The following is a 16,492-nucleotide window of genomic DNA, read 5'->3' as shown; positions in this document are numbered from 1 at the left end:
TCCGGCCCGTTTGACGCCAGGCATTTAAGAGAGTGAGACGCTTAGATTATGAAGAAAGTAAGAAAGGCAGTCTTCCCGGTCGCCGGGTTGGGCACGCGCTTCCTTCCGGCCACCAAAGCCATTCCAAAGGAAATGCTGACGGTGGTCGACCGGCCTGTCATTCAATATGTGGTCGATGAGGCGCGGGAAGCCGGCATCGAGCACTTCATCTTCGTCACCGGCCGCAACAAGGCCGTGATAGAGGATCATTTCGATATCCAGTTCGAACTTTACGACACGCTCGAACAGCGCGGAAAGAGCGAGGTTCTCGAGCGTCTGCAACAGCTTCAGCCGTCTCCGGGGCAGACCAGCTTCACGCGCCAGCAGGTTCCGCTCGGCCTCGGGCACGCCGTCTGGTGCGCGCGCGAACTGGTGGGAGACGAGCCCTTTGCGCTGCTCTTGCCGGACATGATCATGCAGTCCCGCAAGAGTTGTCTCGCCTCGATGGTGGAGCTTTATGAAAACACCGGGTCCAACATCGTGGCCGTTCAGGAATGCGATCCGGCCGAGACGCACAAATACGGCATTGTCGGGCGCGGAGAGGCCGCACACATAGGGTTCCGCATCACCGGCATGGTCGAGAAGCCGGCGCCGGGCACCGCACCTTCCAATCTCTACATCAACGGCCGTTACATATTGCAGCCGGAGATTTTCGGCATTCTCGAAGGGCAGGAGCGGGGCGCGGGCAACGAAATCCAGCTCACCGACGCCATGTTGCGCCTGGCCAGGGACCAGCCCTTCTACGGCTATCGCTACGAGGGCCGGACCTATGACTGCGGCTCGCCTGAAGGTTTCGTGGAGGCCAATGTGGCGTTCGCGCTGTGGCGCAGCGATCTGAGCGCCTCGATGGCCGGCTCCATCCGTTCGTTGCTCGACGAGATCAAGCCCGTCTGATCCGCAGCCAAGGATCGCTCCCGCGAGCGGGCGGCTCATGCCGCCTGTTTCGCCGGCAGGGGCGGCGGCTCAGCGCCTTGCGGTAATGCCGACGAAGATGCTGTTGGTCTTCGCGTCACGTCCGGCGCGGTTGCCGTCCAGCGTTTCGTGGCGTGCGCGTATGGTGAGCCCCGCATAGCGATTCATCCACCAGGTAAGTCCGGCTTCGGCCGTGTAGATCAGATCACGGTCATCCGAGCCGCTGTACTCACGCCAGTCGAAGCCAAGCAGCGCGTTGGCCGTCAGGTTGGCGCGGATCTGGCGTTCGCCTGTCAGGCGCAGCGCGTACAGCACCGAGCCGCTCTCGCCGGCGGCGGTTGCGCCCTCAAAGGTGGTGGAGCCGCGCAGGTGCAGGTCGGTGCCGCGCTGCGGCGACCATCTGACAGTGCCATCGATGGTGGCGGCGGACAGGGCGGCGAGGCGGTCGTCATCGAAGCTCTCGCGCAACCAGCCGGCGGCGAGCTCGCCGCCGAATTTCTCGCCGAGATCGAATTGCGTGCCCGCTCTTGCGCCCAGCCGGTCGGATGAGCGGCTATACCCGCTCGGGTCGACGCGCTCGTCATAGATGCGCCTGCCGCCTTCGATTTCGACGAAGGGTGTCAGGGCCGGGGAAATCTCGTAACCGGCGCGCAGCCGCGCCGTGTAGAGCGTCGAACCGCGGTGCTTCTGGGAAAGTGTGCCGCCGGTGGACAGTTTCGCATCCTCATAAACGGTGCGCAGCGCTTCGCCTGTGAGGCCGAGCCGCAGCTTGCCCAGCGCCTTTTCGATGCCTGCGCTGCCGTCGAACTGATGGCGGAGCGGCTGTGAAGCCGTGCCGGCAATGGCAATCGGCGACGATGCCGATTCCGGCGATGCCTCGTAGCCAAGCCGGGCCGTCGCCCGCCAGTCGCGTTCGAGGTCCAGGTTGAGCGTCCCGTCAATCCGGCCTCGCACCTCATCCAGATGCTGCCCGGAGAGAGATTTGCGCCATGTCGTATAGCCGGTGATGTCGGCCGAATGCCGGCTCCAGTCCGAGGTGGCATTGAGGCGCAGCGTGGTTTCCGACAGCACGGCGGATTCGCCCGTGGCGCTTCCATCGGCATTGGAGGTGGCGGTCAGGCCCTGTTCGAGCGATGGCCGCAGCAGGAAAGTGCCGAGCCGCATGCCGGGGGCGGCGAACGGATCGTCCTCGGGTGCCCTGCGTATCTGTTCGATCGCCCCGGTGTGTTCCTCGCGCAGGTTCTGCCGCGTCGGCTCCTCCGGCAGGATGGCGCCGGCGCGCGGATTGGGAGAGGCTTCCGCGGCGGGCTCCTCCACCGTTGCGGTCCGGCGTCGAGGCTGGGGCACCGGCGGAGGCGTCGTCTCGTCCAGCGGGGCGTCGACAAGAGAATCTATGCCTTGCGCGGTGCCGGTCTCCGGAGGCAATTCTTCATCGGCCAGCGCGCGCAGCGTCTGCGTTGACCGCACGGGCTGCTGCACGCGGATATCGGGCACCAGCGGCTCGTTCATGTTGCCGCGCAGTTCCATTTCCTGGGCCTGGACAGGAAAAGCCGGCACCAGCATGCTGGCCGCAAGCATGAGCGTGCGCAGTTTTCCCACGCGCCGAACCGTTCCCGATATCGAGTTGAAACGCGGCATCACGACCTCAAAGGCGCGGGCGCGCCATGCTTACCGAACCGTAAATCGCGATGGTTAATGGAGGGTTGAAACGGGCATTGCCGTGGGGAAATGGATGCAAATTATTGGACACGAGAGGCCCGACGCGCTAATCGCACGCCCATGACCATGCCAAAGACCTCCGATCATCAGCACGCAGCCGTCGAATCGGCGCTGCGAACCCTTGCCACCGGGCAGGAAGGGCTGAACGCCCTTGCCCAAGCGTTGCAGAACGGGCTGGCGGCCCCGTTCCGCAAGGCGGTCGACACCATTTCGGCCATCAGGGGCCGCGTGATCGTCACCGGCGTCGGCAAGAGCGGCCATATCGGTTCCAAGATCGCGGCAACGCTCGCCTCGACCGGTACGCCGGCCTTCTTCGTCCATCCTTCGGAAGCCAATCACGGCGATCTTGGCATGATCGCCCCGGACGACGCCATCATTGCGCTGTCCTGGTCGGGCGAGACGGCCGAGCTGAAGGGTATCATCGCCTATTCGCGCCGTTTCTCCATTCCGATGATCGCCGTTACCTCCGGCGAGAACTCCGCACTGGCGCGCGCATCCGACGTGGTGCTTCTGCTGCCCCGCGTGGCGGAAGCCTGCCCGCACGGTCTCGCGCCCACGACCTCCACGCTGTTGCAGCTCGTCACCGGCGATGCGCTGGCCATCGCGCTTCTGGAGGCGCGGGGCTTCACGCCGGAGCATTTCCATACATTCCATCCGGGCGGGCAGCTCGGAGCGAATCTGATGCGCGTTGCGGAGATCATGCGCGTCGGGGACCAGATTCCGGTCGTACGTCCCGGCACCGGGATGCCCGAAGCGGTGGCGACGCTGGCGCAGAAACGCGTCGGCTGCGTGTGCGTGGTGGACGACGACGGCAAGCTGGTCGGCATCATCACGGATGGCGACCTTGCCCGCAACCTGCATCGCAACCTGGCCGAGACGGTGGTGGACGATGTGATGACGCGCTCGCCCAAGACCATCGATCCCGACATGTTCGCGGGCGCGGCGGTCGCGCTGCTCAACCAGCACTCGATCAGCGCGCTGGTGGTGGCCGAGGAAGGCCGACCTGTCGGCATCGTGCATTTCCACGACCTGCTGCGCGTGGGTGCTGCCTGATCCGCTTTCCTTCGGGCTTTCTCAAAAAGCCTTGACCTTCCAGCGCTGGAAGGTGGCAATCTGTGCCGTATCGACAATGGCCGGGATTGCTGGAAGGAAACCGTGATGAGCACACTGAACCGCCGCACCGTGCTGGGCCTGACCGTGGCAGGTCTGGGGTCCTTGCTGTTTGCAAGGCATGCGGTAGCGGCACAACCCGCCGTGGACGTGGCGCGTTCACCCGGTTGCGGATGTTGCGGCGCCTGGATCGGACATATGCGCGCGGAAGGCTTCACCGTCCGGGACCGCCTGACAGACGATCTCGCGCCTTTGAAATCCCGGCTTGGGGTTCCGGCAGATCTGCAATCGTGCCACACCGCGATGGTGGATGGCTATGTCATCGAAGGTCATGTGCCAGCCCGGGAAGTTCGCCGCCTGCTGGCAGAGCGGCCATCCGCAACCGGTCTCGCCGTGCCCGGAATGCCGATGGGATCGCCGGGAATGGAGACCGGCGGAGCGGCAGATCCCTATGAAGTGCTGCTGTTCGGGGCCGAACGCCAGAGTGTGTTCGCCAGATATTGACCGCCCCTATTCGACCTTTTCGACCGTCAGTTCCAGATCGGTGTCGGCGGCGCCGGTGACGCGCACGCGCGTTCCGGCCGGCAGGTCCGGGCCGCTTACACGCCATAGCGTATCGCCGAGCTGGACACGGCCGCGTCCGTCGCGGATCGGCTCCGTCAGCGTCGCGGTGCGGCCGATCATCTGCTCGCTGCGGCGGTTGAGAAGGGGCTGGTCGGTATTCCCCTGCCGTGAAACGACGTATTTCTTGCCGAAATAGGCCGAGGCGAGCGACAGGATCAGGAACAGCAGGACCTGTACCTGCCACCCCCAGAACGCGGTCTCCCACAGAAGCAGCGACACCGCGCCGATGATGAGCGCTGCAATGCCGATCCACAGCAGGTAGACGCCCGGCGCGAAGATTTCGAGACCGAGCAGGACGAGGCCGAAGACCACCCAGCTCCACGGTCCGAGTTCGGAAATGACGCGCGCGATCATGGTTTCCACCGATGTCGGTCAGGTGTCTGTCGAACGGACCACCGGCGGGCGGGCGCCCGGCTGGCGCGGCGCGCCACCGCCGGAGCCACCATTGCCGAAGACTTCCTTCGTGATTTCGCCGATGCCGCCCAGCGTTCCGATCAGCGAGGATGCCTCCATCGGCATGAGCACCACCTTGGAATTGGTGGCGGAGCCGATCTTCGCCAGCGCCTCGGTGTATTTCTGGGCCACGAAATAGTTCAGCGCCTGAAGGTCGCCCTTGGAGATGGCTTCCGACACGACCTGCGTGGCGCGGGCTTCCGCTTCGGCCGCACGCTCGCGTGCTTCGGCGTCGCGGAAGGCGGCCTCGCGCCGGCCTTCCGCTTCGAGGATCTGCGATTGCTTGAGACCCTCGGCGGTGAGGATCTGGGCGCGCTTGTCGCGCTCGGCCATCATCTGGCGGGCCATGGATTCGACCAGATTGGCGGGCGGATTGATGTCCTTGATCTCGACGCGGGTGACCTTGATGCCCCAAGGGTGCGCCGCCTCGTCGACGACGCGCAGCAGGCGCTCGTTGATGGTGTCGCGGTTGGAAAGCAGCTCATCAAGGTCCATGGAGCCCATCACCGTGCGGATATTGGTCATGGTCAGGTTGAGGATGGCGTTTTGCAGCCCGGCCACCTGGTAGGCCGCCTGCGGGGCGTTCAGCACCTGATAGAAGGCGACGCCGTCGACGGCGACGATGGCGTTGTCGCGGGTGATGATTTCCTGCGTGGGAACGTCCAGCACCTGCTCCATCATGTTCATCTTCGCGCCGATGCGGTCGATGAAGGGGACGATCAGGTTCAGGCCGGGAGACAGGGTGCGCGTGTAGCGGCCGAAACGCTCGACGGTATAGTTGTAGCCCTGCGGCACCGTCTTGACGCCTGCAAACAGCACCAGCAGCACAACGACAGCCAGCACCACTATGACAATATCGAACCCTGCGAGCATGGACCGTCACCTTTCGAAAGCATCCGCCGTCGAAGGACCATTAAAGCATTGGGCCTGAAAGTGGAAAGCGGTTTTCCGAAAAAACCGGATTACGGCCTTCCCGCAGGATGAAGGATCGCGGTGTTCAGGCCCAGCCGGCCAGTTCGCGCCGCACCAGCGTCTCGATCACCGCCATGCCCTCCGGAGTGTCGTTCAGGCATGGAATGTGGCTGAACTTCTCGCCGCCGGCATGGAGGAATTTCTCGCAGACCTCGCGACCGATCTCGTCCAGCGTCTCGATGCAGTCCGAGACAAAGCCGGGATTTAAAACGGCAATACGTTTCACGCCGTCCCTGGCCAGCTTCTCGACGGTGGCGTCGGTGTAGGGCTGGAGCCATTCCTGCGCGCCGAAGCGCGACTGGAAGGTGGTCATCAGCCTTTCCTCGCCCCAGCGGAGCTTCTCGCGCAGCAGGCGCGTCGTCTCGAGGCAATGGCGGCGATAGGGGTCGCCCTTGTCGGAGAAAGCCTTCGGAATGCCGTGGTAGGAAGCAAGGACGACTTCAGGCTCGAATTCGAGCGTGGCGAGATGCTTGCGGATCGAAGCGGCGAGCGCGTCGATATAGACCGGATCGTCATAATAGGGCGGTACGGTGCGCAGCGCCGGCGCGCGCCGCATCTTCATCAGGGCGCGAAAGAGCTGGTCGTTGGCGGTGGCGGTGGTGGTCGCCGAATATTGCGGATAGAGCGGGAAGGAGAGGATGCGGTCGCAGCCGCGCTCCACCAGCTTGCGGGCGACGGAGCCGGTCGAGGGGTTGCCGTAGCGCATGCCCCAGTCGACGCTGACATTGGCGAGGTCCCGCAGGGCCGCGCCGAGCTTCTCGCTCTGGGAGCGGGTGAAGGTGTGCAGCGGCGATTCGTTGCGCTCGCGGTTCCAGATGCGGGCATAGTTCTCGCCGGACTTTTTCGGCCGTACCGTGAGCACCAGCCCGTAGAGGATCGGGTACCAGACCAGCCTGTTCAGTTCCACGATGCGCGGATCGGACAGGAACTCCCGCAGATAGCGCCACATCGGCTTGAACTCGGTGCCGTCTGGCGTACCAAGGTTGAGCAGCATGACGCCGACCCTGGCGGGGCGGGTGGCGCTCTGGCCCGCCGGCGTCGCCGAAAGGGTGGCGATCCGGGCTTCGGTCTGGTCGGTTCTGGACATGCGCTCGCTTTCTCTACGAGCCGCAGAAACTAGCGTGGCGCCGCAAGGATGCAATGCTGCGTCTAGCCGCACCCCGCATGCGGCGGACGTCGCGCCGCATGCACCTTTCCGGGCGGGTTCAGGCCCTGCGCGTCAGAACGAAATTCTGGCCGGTGACGCTGGTGCAGTTGAGCTGGCTGGTGGAGATCATCAGGCAGTTGAAGCTGATCGGCGACTGACGGATCAGCGAGGTGCCGGAAATCTCGACCGAGGTGGGGCCCGTCATGCGGTAGCTGCCGTCGGAGAGCTTCTGCCCGGTATCCGTTGCCACGGTCTGGAAGACACCGCCGCTGAAGGTCGAAAGGCCAGTGCCCTGGGCATCGATCCACGAGCCTTCGACGCCGCTGCGCGCGACCCCACCGCCACCGGGAGGAGGGGGCGGGCTGGTGGTGCAGGCAGCGAGTGCACCGGCGGCCGCCAGAACGATGGCTGCCGTTACAAGTCTACGGGGGGTGTTCATGTTGCGCTTCTCCTCGATCCGCCCTTGTTCAATTGCGCGATTTCGGCGCGATTGCAAGCTGTGCGGACGGAGTACGCCCAGACCTATCGCACCAGTATGTTGCGGAACTGCCACGGATCGCTTGCGTCGATATTTTCCGGAAACAGGCCGGGGCGGTTCTCGAGCGGTGTCCAGTCCGTATAATAGCCATTCACGGGGCCAAGATAGGGCGACTGGATCTCGAGGCAACGCCGGTAGTCCATTTCGTCGGCCTCGACGATGCCGGCCTGCGGGTTTTCGAGCGCCCAGACCATGCCGGCAAGCACGGCGGAACTGACCTGAAGCCCGGTGGCGTTCTGATAGGGGGCCAGCTTGCGCGCTTCGGCCAGCGAGAGCTGCGAACCATACCAGTAGGCGTTCCTGTCGTGACCGTAGAGCAGCACGCCGAGCTCGTCGATGCCGTCGACCAGCTCGTTCTGCTCCAGAACGTGCTGTGTCTCCTGCGCGCGTCCGGCGGCGCCGAACATCTCGTGTATCGAGAGCACGGCGTCGTTGCAGGGATGATAGGCGTAGTTGCAGGTCGGACGGTAGTGCACCTTGCCCTTCTTGCCGCCCCCCTTCTTGCCACGCAGGGTGAAGAAATCGGCGATCGAGATCGCCTCGTTGTGGGTAACGAGGAAGCCATATTGCGGGCCGGGTGTCGGGCACCAGCTCCTCACGCGGGTGTTGCCACCCGGTTGTTCGAGCCAGATGCCCGCGCCGCAGCCCTTCTTGTGCCTGCGCGCATTCTTCGGCATCCATTTCTCATGCGTGCCCCAGCCGAGTTCGGCCGGCTGGAGACCTTCGGCGATGAAACCTTCGACGGACCATGTGTTCCAGAAGGTGCCGAGCGGCTTGGGCTTCTTCGCCCGCTGCGTGTCGCGCTCGGCGATGTGGATGCCCTTGACGCCGGCGTCGCGCATCAGTTTCGCCCAGCCGTCGCGGTCCTGCGGTGCCGGCGGCTCGCCGATTGCCATGCCGAGGTCGCCCGCCAGATTGAGGAGCGCCTGCTTGACGAGCCAGGAAACCATGCCGGGATTGGCGCCGCAGGTGGAGACTGCGGTGGTGCCGCCGGGCCGCTTGCGCTTTTCCCTGAGCAGCGTTTCGCGCAGGGCATAATTGGTGCGGGATGCATTGTCCGCCTTGTCGTCGAAATAGAAGCCGAGCCAGGGCTCGATCACCGTATCGACATAGAGGACGCCCAGTTCACGGCACAGCCGCATCAGCTCGACGGAGCCGGTGTCGACCGACAGGTTGACGCAGAAACCCTGACCTTCCCCCGCAGTGAGCAGCGGTGTCAGCAAATCCTTGTAATTGTCGCGGGTCACGGCCTCCTGAACGAAGGCGATGCCGCGCTCGTCCAGCAGCTTGCGGTTGGTGTCGCGCGGATCGATCACGGTCAGGCGCGATTTGTCGAAGCGGAAATGGCGCTCGATCAGCGGCAGCGTGCCGCGCCCGATGGAGCCGAAACCGATCATGACGATGGGGCCGGTGATCTCGCCGTGAACCGGCCACTTCGCATTCGCCATTCTTCGCTCGCTCCTGTTGGTGCGCTGTCGTCAGCCTTGCGCAGCCTGGCGCAACAATCACAGATATTTGTCACATACCAGTGAAACCCGCCAGGTTCGATGTCGTTGCATGCCAATCTGGCAATATGGTAAGCGGCGGAAGGCGCTTACGCTACGGCAGCAGGCGCGCCGGAATCAGGCCGCGCAGGGAGTTTCCCATGAAGATCGCGCGTGCGGAGCCCAGCGTTTCAGGCGTCATCACACCTTCCACGGCGCGGCCCTGATCGATCAATTCCTTGCGCAATACGCCTGCCAGAAGCCCACAGCCGAGCGGCGGGGTGACGAGGATGCCGTCGCCGAACTCCACGAAGAGATTCGTGATCGTGCCTTCGCAGATCTCTCCGCGCTCGTTGCACAGCAGAACCTCATCCGCTTCGGTCGCGGGATATTCGGCGCGGGCCCGTTCGTAGGTCTCGCGGCGCGTGGTCTTGTGGCGCAGCAGCCTGTCGGTGGAGGAGAGGCGTGCAGCCGCCAGCCGCAGCTTCCAGACCGCGCCTTCCGGCAGAGGCTGGAACGGCTGTGCCGTTGCCTCCGGCGAGCCGTTCGGTTCGAGAAGCAGGCGCAGGCGCAGCGGCATTTCTTTTCCGGCGACGGCATGTTCCAGCGCCTGCCGGGTCCTGCCCGGGTCGTAGCTGAAGCCAAGTTCCCGAGCCGAACCGGCAAGGCGGTCCAGATGCCGCCCCAGCCGCAGGAAGCCGCTCGCCGGCTCCCAGCGCAGCGTTTCGATCAGCTTGAAGCCGGGACCGTTCCCGTCGCGAAGCGGGCTTTCAGCAGGCATTCCCGATATTCCTCTTCGGCGGTGGAATCGAACACCACGCCTCCGCCGACATTGTAGATGGCCTCGCCGCCGGCAAAGAGCGAGATGGTGCGGATGGCGACGGAAAAGCGCATTTCTCCACCCGGCGCGACCCAGCCGATGGCGCCGCAATAGACGTCGCGCGGGCCGGTTTCCAGTTCGCGCAATATCTCCATCGCCCTGATCTTGGGTGCGCCGGTGATCGACCCGCATGGGAAGAGGGCGGCGAAGATGCGGCGCAAGGACAGGCCGGGCAGGAGCTTTGCGCGCACCCTGCTCACCATCTGGTGCACGGTCGGGTAGCTTTCGATGCGGAAGAGTTCCGGCACGTGGAGCGAGCCGACTTCCGAGATCAGCGAAATGTCGTTGCGCAGCAGGTCGACGATCATCCGGTTTTCGGCCTGATTTTTCTCGTCGTTGCGCAGGAAATCCTTCAATCGTTCGTCTTGCGCAGGTGTTGCCCCGCGCGGCGCGGTGCCCTTCATGGGATGGGTCTCGATCCAGCCGTCGGCGTCTACTTCGAAGAACAGTTCGGGCGAGCGCGACAGCACGACGGGGCCGGCGCCCAGCGAAGCCAGCGCGCCATAGCGCACAGGCTGGCGCCCGGTCAGCGCGTCGAACGCGGCCGCAGGCGTGCCCGTCCACTGCGCATCGACGCGGAAGGTCAGGTTGCCCTGATAGCAGTCGCCTTCGCGCAGATGCCGGTGCAGGCGGGCGAAGCGCTTTACATAGTCCGCGAAGGACCAGCTTGCCCGCGCATCGTAGATCGGCCCGTTGCTCGCCGCATCGGCAGGGGCGGGAATGCCCCGCTCCTGCGGCGCGTCGAAGATGCCCATGCAAAGCAGGGGCGCGCGCCGGCCCTCCGGCAGCAATGGCGCGAGCTTCGGTTCCAGCAGGTAGCCGGCCTCATAGGAGACATAGCCGGCCAGCCATTTCCCCGCCTCATGGGCGGCCTGAAGCCGCTTCCAGGCGTTATCGAACTCGGCTGGCCCGAAAGGCGCAACGATCTCCGAGGGTCGCCCGAACAGCGTTTCATCGCCGGCCGGGTCGTTGCGGAAGAGAATGAAGGGAGCGTCCGTCACGCCTGCCCCGTGTTCAGGCTGCTTTGTCCAGAGCTTCCAGCTCGTCGATCAGCGACGAGATGACTCCGAGGCCCGTCTGCCAGAAGCCCGGATCGGTGGCGTCGATGCCGAACGGCTTCAGGAGTTCCGAGTGATGCTTCGTGCCGCCCGCCCGCAGCATGTCGAAATACTTCTCCTGGAAGCCGCTTTCGGCATTCCGGTAGACGGCGTAGAGCGAGTTCACCAGACAGTCGCCGAACGCATAGGCGTAGACATAGAAGGGCGAGTGGATGAAGTGGGGGATATAGGCCCAGAAGGTCTCGTAGCCGTCGCGCAGCCTGATTGCCGGCCCGAGGCTTTCGGCCTGCACGTCCATCCAGAACTGGCCCAGCTGATCGGATGTCAGCTCGCCATTGCGGCGCTCGGTATGCACCTTGCGCTCGAATTCGTAGAAGGCGACCTGGCGCACCACCGTGTTGATCATGTCCTCGACCTTCTGGGCAAGCATGGCCTTGCGCTCGCGCCTGTCGGTCGTGCGGTCGAGCAGCGAGCGGAAAGTGAGCATCTCGCCGAACACCGAGGCGGTTTCGGCCAGCGTCAGCGGCGTGGCGGCCATCAGCGCGCCCTGTCCGCCGGCCAGAACCTGATGCACGCCATGGCCGAGCTCGTGTGCCAGCGTCATCACGTCACGCGGCTTGCCCATGTAGTTCAGGAGCACATAGGGATGCACGGACGGAACTGTCGGGTGGGCAAAGGCGCCGGGCGATTTGCCGGGCCGCGTCGGGGCGTCGATCCAGTTGCGGTCGAAGAACTGGCGGGCGATGCCGGCCATCTGCGGCGCGAAGCCGTGATAGGCGTCGAGCACCGTGTTCTTCGCTTCGTTCCAGCCGATGACCGCCTGCGGCGTCTCCGGTAGCGGCGCGTTGCGGTCCCAGTGGTTCATGGCTTCCATGCCGAGCCAGCGCGCCTTCATGGCATAGTAGCGGTGCGACAGGCGCGGATAGGCTTCGCGCACAGCTGCCGCCAGCGCGTCCACGACCTCGCGCTCCACGCGGTTGGCGAGGTGGCGGGAGTCGGCAATGTCCTGGAAGCCGCGCCAGCGGTCGGAAATTTCCTTGTCCTTGGCCAGTGTGTTGGTGATCAGCGTGAAGGTGCGGATGTTCTTCGAGAAGGTGGCGGCCAGCGCTTCGGCAGCCTTGCGGCGCACCTCGCCGTCGGCATCCTGCAAGCGGTTCAGGGTCGGCTCCAGCGTCTGTTCCTCGCCGTCGACCGTGAAGCGCAGGCCCGTCATGGTCTCGTCGAACAGGCGGTTCCAGGCACCGCGACCCGTGACCGACTTTTCATGGAAGAGCTGCTCGACGCGGTCCTCGAGCTGGTAGGGCTTTTCCTTGCGCAGGTCCTCGATCCACGGCCTGTAGTGGCCGAAAGCGGGGTCCTCCGACAGTGCCTTTTCGATCAGCGCATCGTCGATCTTGTTCAGTTCCAGCCCGAAGAACAACAGATGCGAGCCGGCATCGGTCAGCTTCTGCTGCACGTCGCCATAGAATTTGGCGCGGACGGGGTCGGAGGTATCGCCCGTATAGAGCAGTCCGGCATAGGAGCCGATGCGGCCTGCCAGCTCGTCGAGCGCTTCATATTCGCGCATGGCCTCGCCAAGCCTGCCCTGGCTGCCGCGCCCGGCCTCGGCGGCGAGCTTGCCCTTCCACCGCTCCTCGAAGGCAGTGGCGTCGCCGGTGGCCTTTTCCAGATCGCGCTTCAGCTCCGGCGCGTCGATGCCGGCGTAAAGGTCGGAGAGGTTCCATTCGGGCAGATCGCCGAGGTCCGCCTTCGCGAGCGCGGCAGCGGCAGATGGCGCGGCAAACTGTCTGTCCGGGAAGCTGGGCATGGGAAACCTTTCGGGTCTGCTTTGTTCGATGCGGGGCGAAAAGCCGGTCAAATGCGAAACAATTCGTTCACCGGCTTTTTTGAAACCTTATTTAGAACCCTGTGCCATGTTGATCCATAGGGGAAAACAGGCGGGCAGTTCGGGCATTCATGTCAGGTTCCGTGCTCATAGTCGATGACGATCCGGTCCAGCGCAGGCTGCTGGAGGCGGCGGTCTCGAAATTCGGCCACCGGGCCGTGGTCACCGATGGCGGGGAAGCCGGCCTCCTGGCGCTCGACGGGCAGGACGATATTTCGGTCGCCATACTGGACCTTGCGATGCCCGGCCTCGATGGCATCGGCGTGCTCAAGGCGATGCGCGAGCGCGACATACGCGTACCGGTCATCGTGCAGACGGCGCAGGGCGGCATCGATACGGTGGTGCAGGCCATGCGCAACGGCGCCTTCGACTTCGTGGTCAAGCCCGCTTCGCCAGAGCGTCTTCAGGCGGCCATTTCGGGGGCGCTGAAGGTCGGGGCAGCGGAGGGCAGGACACGAAGCGCCGCCAGGCGTGGCGCCGGTGTGCTGACCTTCAGGGACCTGCTGACGCACAGTCCGGCCATGGACCGGGTCGTGCGGCTCGGCCAGAAGGCGGCCGCCTCGCGCATTCCGATCCTGATCGAGGGGGAATCCGGCGTCGGCAAGGAACTGGTTGCGCGCGCCATACAGGGCAGCAGCGACCGTCGCAAAAAGCCGTTCGTAACGGTCAATTGCGGGGCCATCCCCGAAAATCTGGTCGAATCGATCCTGTTCGGTCATGAGAAAGGCGCCTTCACCGGCGCCATGGAAAAGCATGTCGGCAAGTTCGTGGAAGCGGACGGCGGCACGCTGTTCCTGGATGAAGTGGGCGACCTGCCGCTCGATGTGCAGGTGAAACTGCTGCGCGCGGTGCAGGAAGGCGAGGTCGACCCGGTTGGCGGACGCCAGACGGTGAAGGTCGACATCAGGCTGATCTCCGCCACGCATCGCGACCTGATCCAGCAGGTGAAGGAAGGGCGGTTTCGCGAGGACCTGTTCTATCGCCTCAATGTGTTTCCGATCTACGTGCCGCCGCTGCGGGACCGGCGTGAGGACATTCCGCTGCTCGTGCGCCACTTCCTGCGCACCGTGGGCGTGGACAAGCCGCCACGCGGCATATCGGAGGAAGCTCTGGCGCTGCTTCAGGCTTACGACTGGCCCGGCAATATAAGGCAGCTCGAGAACGCGGTTTTCCGCGCCGCCGTGCTCTGTGAAGGGGACATGCTGACCGAAGCAGAGTTCCCGCAGATCAGGGCGCAGGTGGAAGGCGGGATCAGTCTCGACGATCGTGACGGCGCCACCGCAGTGGCGGCGTCCGTTCCGGCGGCGGCGGCAGCGTGCCGCGAGCCGAAACCTCAGCCCGGCCTCGTTTCCATGCTGGACGAACGTGGCGAGGTGCGCGCACTCGCCTCCACCGAACTGGAAATGATTCGTTTCGCCATCGACCATTATAACGGGCGCATGAGCGAGGTTGCGCGCCGGCTGGGCATCGGCCGTTCGACGCTTTACCGCAAGCTCAGGGAATACGGGATCGACCCGGACGCTGTCCGTAATGTCGCAGGCACCGACGCCGCGAATTGTGGCGACTCGTGAAACTTTCGATAAGGTTTTGTTAAATCTGATTAAACTTCTGATTAACCATACACCGCCTTGCACCTTTTCGGCCTTCGGGCTGCCACGCTGTCACCGCATTTGGGCTTCAATAAGCGATGATTAACCATTAGGATTGATATTCGGATTTGGTTAATCCATATCCGTTTGCTCAAATCCGGGGACAAACGGCAGCCTGCAAGGCCTTTTGATTTGAACAGAAGCGAACGGCACAAAAACGGTCGGCATCCCTGCGGCAGCATCACCAGATGGCTGGTGGCGGCGGTATGCGCTTTCGGTCTCTACACGGTTTCCGCCCCCGCCGCGCAGGCGGAGGTGAGGGCGCTCAAGCTCCATAATCTGCACACCAAGGAGAAGGCGGAAATCGTCTTCAAGCGCAACGGGCGCTACGACCAGGCCGGGCTGAAAAAGCTGAACGTTTTCCTGCGCGACTGGCGTCGCAACGAGCCCACCAAGATGGACCCGCGCCTGCTCGACCTCGTGTGGGAAGCCTACCGGGCGACCGGCTCGCGCGAATATATCCACGTCGTCAGCGCCTATCGCTCGCCTGCGACCAACAACATGCTGCGCGGCCGCTCGAAGGGTGTCGCCCAGAAAAGCCAGCACATGCTCGGCAAGGCGATGGACTTCTTCATCCCGGGCGTGCCCTTGAAGAAGCTGCGCGATATCGGCCTCAAGATGCAGGGTGGCGGCGTCGGCTACTATCCGACCTCGGGCTCGCCCTTCGTCCATATGGATGTCGGCAATGTCCGCCACTGGCCCGGCATCAGCCGCAAGGAACTGGCAAGCGTCTTCCCGAACGGCAAGACGCTGCATGTTCCCAGCGACGGCAAGCCGCTGCCCGGCTACGAGCAGGCTCTCGCCGCCTACAAGTCGCGCAGCGCGGCAGGTTCGCCTGCGATCGCTCTCGCCGGCCCCACCACTTCCGGTTCCGGCAAGTCCGGCAAGTCCGGCGGCCTGCTTGCGGCACTGTTCGGCGGCGGAGCCGACGAGGAAGAGGATAACGGCGTGGCCGTTGCCGCCGCTCCGGCCCCGAAGAAGCCCGTCGCCACGGCTGCCAGGAAACCGGCTGCCGGAACACAGAGCAATCTGCCGGGCATCGCCGTCATCTCGCCTGATCAGGCAAGGCGCGCGGAAGTCCCGGAGCTTGCGGAGGAACCGCAGGAGACTCCGGAAACGATCATCGCAGCGCTTCCGGTGCGCAGCATTCCCGTGCCCGGCGCGGCGCCGCGCCCCAAGGCGGATGTGGGCGTGCAGACGCCCGATACGGTTCCATTCGGCGTGGCCGATGTCAGCCCGGTGCAGACCGCAGCGCTTCGCCCGACGCCTGAAGATGTGCCCTTCGCACAGGCGAGTGGCGAGCCGGCATCCCAGGTGGCCTCCAGCGAGGCTCCGGCGGCAGCGGTTCCGGTGCCGAGCTTCCGCCCGCAGCTTGCGCCTGCGTCCGACAATGCATCGGCGCTTCTGGCACTGGCATCCGATGAGGCGGTACCAACCGCCGATACGCTGGCGGTGGTGCCGAGCGCCCGTCCGGGTGATGAGGTCAAGGCCCTGCTCGAAGAAGCAGGCGACGAGGAATATCAGATTGCGGCAATTCCCACTCCGCGTTCGGCCTTCGCCGATCCGACGGGTGTCGATGCCGCTCCTGCATCGCCGCGCGCCGCAGCCATCGGGACACCGGCCGATCCGGCTGGCGCAATCGGCGGAAACGTAAAGACGACGCGCAAGTCGGCCCGCCCGACCGCCGAAGTCGCAAGGTCCGAACCGAGGGCCGTGGTCGTCTCGGCCGCGCCCGAGCGGGCGCGCTGGGCGCTCAACTCCGGCGACTATGTGGTGAAGGCCTCCAACGCGGCCACCGCGCCGCGCTATGCCTACAATCTGGTCCGCACGGCGCCGACCGAGGTCTATACCACCGGCTTCCAGGCCCGCAACGAAATGGCCAGGGCCAATCAGTTCACCGGCACTGCCGTGAACTTCCTGTCCGTCGCGCGCTTCGAGTCGAAGGTGAACTGAGGTCTCGGAGCGGATCCGCCTGAGGCCGACGACAAAGCCGATCTGAAAAGCGCCTGTCATGCAGGCGCT

The 16,492-nt window shown here is 64.7% G+C and carries 14 protein-coding genes; 5 read left to right on the top strand and 9 right to left on the bottom strand.

What is annotated here, in order from left to right:
- Window positions 1-48 precede the first annotated feature (48 nt).
- Complete coding sequence (gene galU / locus DES43_RS12875; protein ID WP_035024308.1) at window positions 49-933, top strand: UTP--glucose-1-phosphate uridylyltransferase GalU; 885 nt, start codon at window positions 49-51, stop codon at window positions 931-933.
- 69 nt (window positions 934-1,002) lie between these two features.
- Here galU and DES43_RS12870 read toward each other — a convergent pair whose 3' ends face one another.
- Entirely contained in the window at window positions 1,003-2,550 is a 1,548-nt protein-coding gene (locus tag DES43_RS12870; RefSeq protein ID WP_245514573.1) for an outer membrane beta-barrel protein, read from the bottom strand.
- A gap of 180 nt (window positions 2,551-2,730) precedes the next feature.
- On the opposite strand from DES43_RS12870, the gene DES43_RS12865 reads away from it, so the two are divergent.
- A complete protein-coding gene (locus tag DES43_RS12865; protein WP_051520420.1) occupies window positions 2,731-3,723 on the top strand; it encodes a KpsF/GutQ family sugar-phosphate isomerase in 993 nt (330 codons plus the stop codon).
- Between the two features lie 105 nt (window positions 3,724-3,828).
- Window positions 3,829-4,284, top strand: a complete 456-nt coding sequence (locus tag DES43_RS12860) for a DUF411 domain-containing protein (RefSeq protein WP_035024306.1) — start codon at window positions 3,829-3,831, stop codon at window positions 4,282-4,284.
- Between the two features lie 6 nt (window positions 4,285-4,290).
- Here the strand turns inward: DES43_RS12860 and DES43_RS12855 are convergent, their stop codons facing one another.
- From DES43_RS12855 to DES43_RS12820, 8 genes are all read right to left on the bottom strand, one after another.
- A complete protein-coding gene (locus DES43_RS12855; RefSeq protein WP_035024303.1) occupies window positions 4,291-4,758 on the bottom strand; it encodes an NfeD family protein in 468 nt (155 codons plus the stop codon).
- A gap of 18 nt (window positions 4,759-4,776) precedes the next feature.
- A complete protein-coding gene (locus tag DES43_RS12850) occupies window positions 4,777-5,730 on the bottom strand; it encodes an SPFH domain-containing protein (protein WP_035024300.1) in 954 nt (317 codons plus the stop codon).
- A gap of 124 nt (window positions 5,731-5,854) precedes the next feature.
- On the bottom strand, window positions 5,855-6,916 hold the full coding sequence (hemH, locus tag DES43_RS12845; protein WP_035024297.1) for a ferrochelatase: 1,062 nt from the start codon (window positions 6,914-6,916) through the stop codon (window positions 5,855-5,857).
- A gap of 118 nt (window positions 6,917-7,034) precedes the next feature.
- Window positions 7,035-7,415 carry an outer membrane lipoprotein Omp10 gene (gene omp10 / locus DES43_RS12840; protein ID WP_035024296.1) on the bottom strand — a complete coding sequence of 127 codons (381 nt, stop codon included), beginning with the start codon at window positions 7,413-7,415 and terminating at the stop codon, window positions 7,035-7,037.
- An 83-nt stretch (window positions 7,416-7,498) separates the two neighbouring features.
- Window positions 7,499-8,962, bottom strand: coding sequence for a homospermidine synthase (locus DES43_RS12835; protein WP_035024295.1), 1,464 nt, complete (start codon window positions 8,960-8,962; stop codon window positions 7,499-7,501).
- Window positions 8,963-9,113: 151 nt separating this feature from the next.
- Window positions 9,114-9,779, bottom strand: coding sequence for an aminotransferase class IV family protein (locus DES43_RS12830; protein ID WP_035024609.1), 666 nt, complete (start codon window positions 9,777-9,779; stop codon window positions 9,114-9,116).
- Complete coding sequence (locus DES43_RS12825; RefSeq protein ID WP_035024294.1) at window positions 9,728-10,879, bottom strand: aminodeoxychorismate synthase component I; 1,152 nt, start codon at window positions 10,877-10,879, stop codon at window positions 9,728-9,730. Before DES43_RS12825 ends, DES43_RS12830 begins: the two co-directional genes overlap by 52 nt.
- Before the next feature lie 13 nt (window positions 10,880-10,892).
- Window positions 10,893-12,743, bottom strand: a complete 1,851-nt coding sequence (locus DES43_RS12820) for a M3 family oligoendopeptidase (RefSeq protein WP_035024292.1) — start codon at window positions 12,741-12,743, stop codon at window positions 10,893-10,895.
- A 149-nt stretch (window positions 12,744-12,892) separates the two neighbouring features.
- Here DES43_RS12820 and DES43_RS12815 point away from each other — a divergent pair, with 149 nt between their 5' ends.
- Window positions 12,893-14,392, top strand: coding sequence for a sigma-54-dependent transcriptional regulator (locus tag DES43_RS12815; protein ID WP_051520419.1), 1,500 nt, complete (start codon window positions 12,893-12,895; stop codon window positions 14,390-14,392).
- 210 nt (window positions 14,393-14,602) lie between these two features.
- Window positions 14,603-16,423 carry a peptidoglycan L,D-endopeptidase MepK gene (locus DES43_RS12810; protein ID WP_425352065.1) on the top strand — a complete coding sequence of 607 codons (1,821 nt, stop codon included), beginning with the start codon at window positions 14,603-14,605 and terminating at the stop codon, window positions 16,421-16,423.
- Window positions 16,424-16,492 lie beyond the last annotated feature (69 nt).

The sequence above is a fragment of the Aquamicrobium defluvii genome, from assembly GCF_004363725.1.
Lineage (GTDB): Bacteria > Pseudomonadota > Alphaproteobacteria > Rhizobiales > Rhizobiaceae > Mesorhizobium > Mesorhizobium defluvii.
This window is presented reverse-complemented; position numbering and strand designations above follow the sequence as displayed.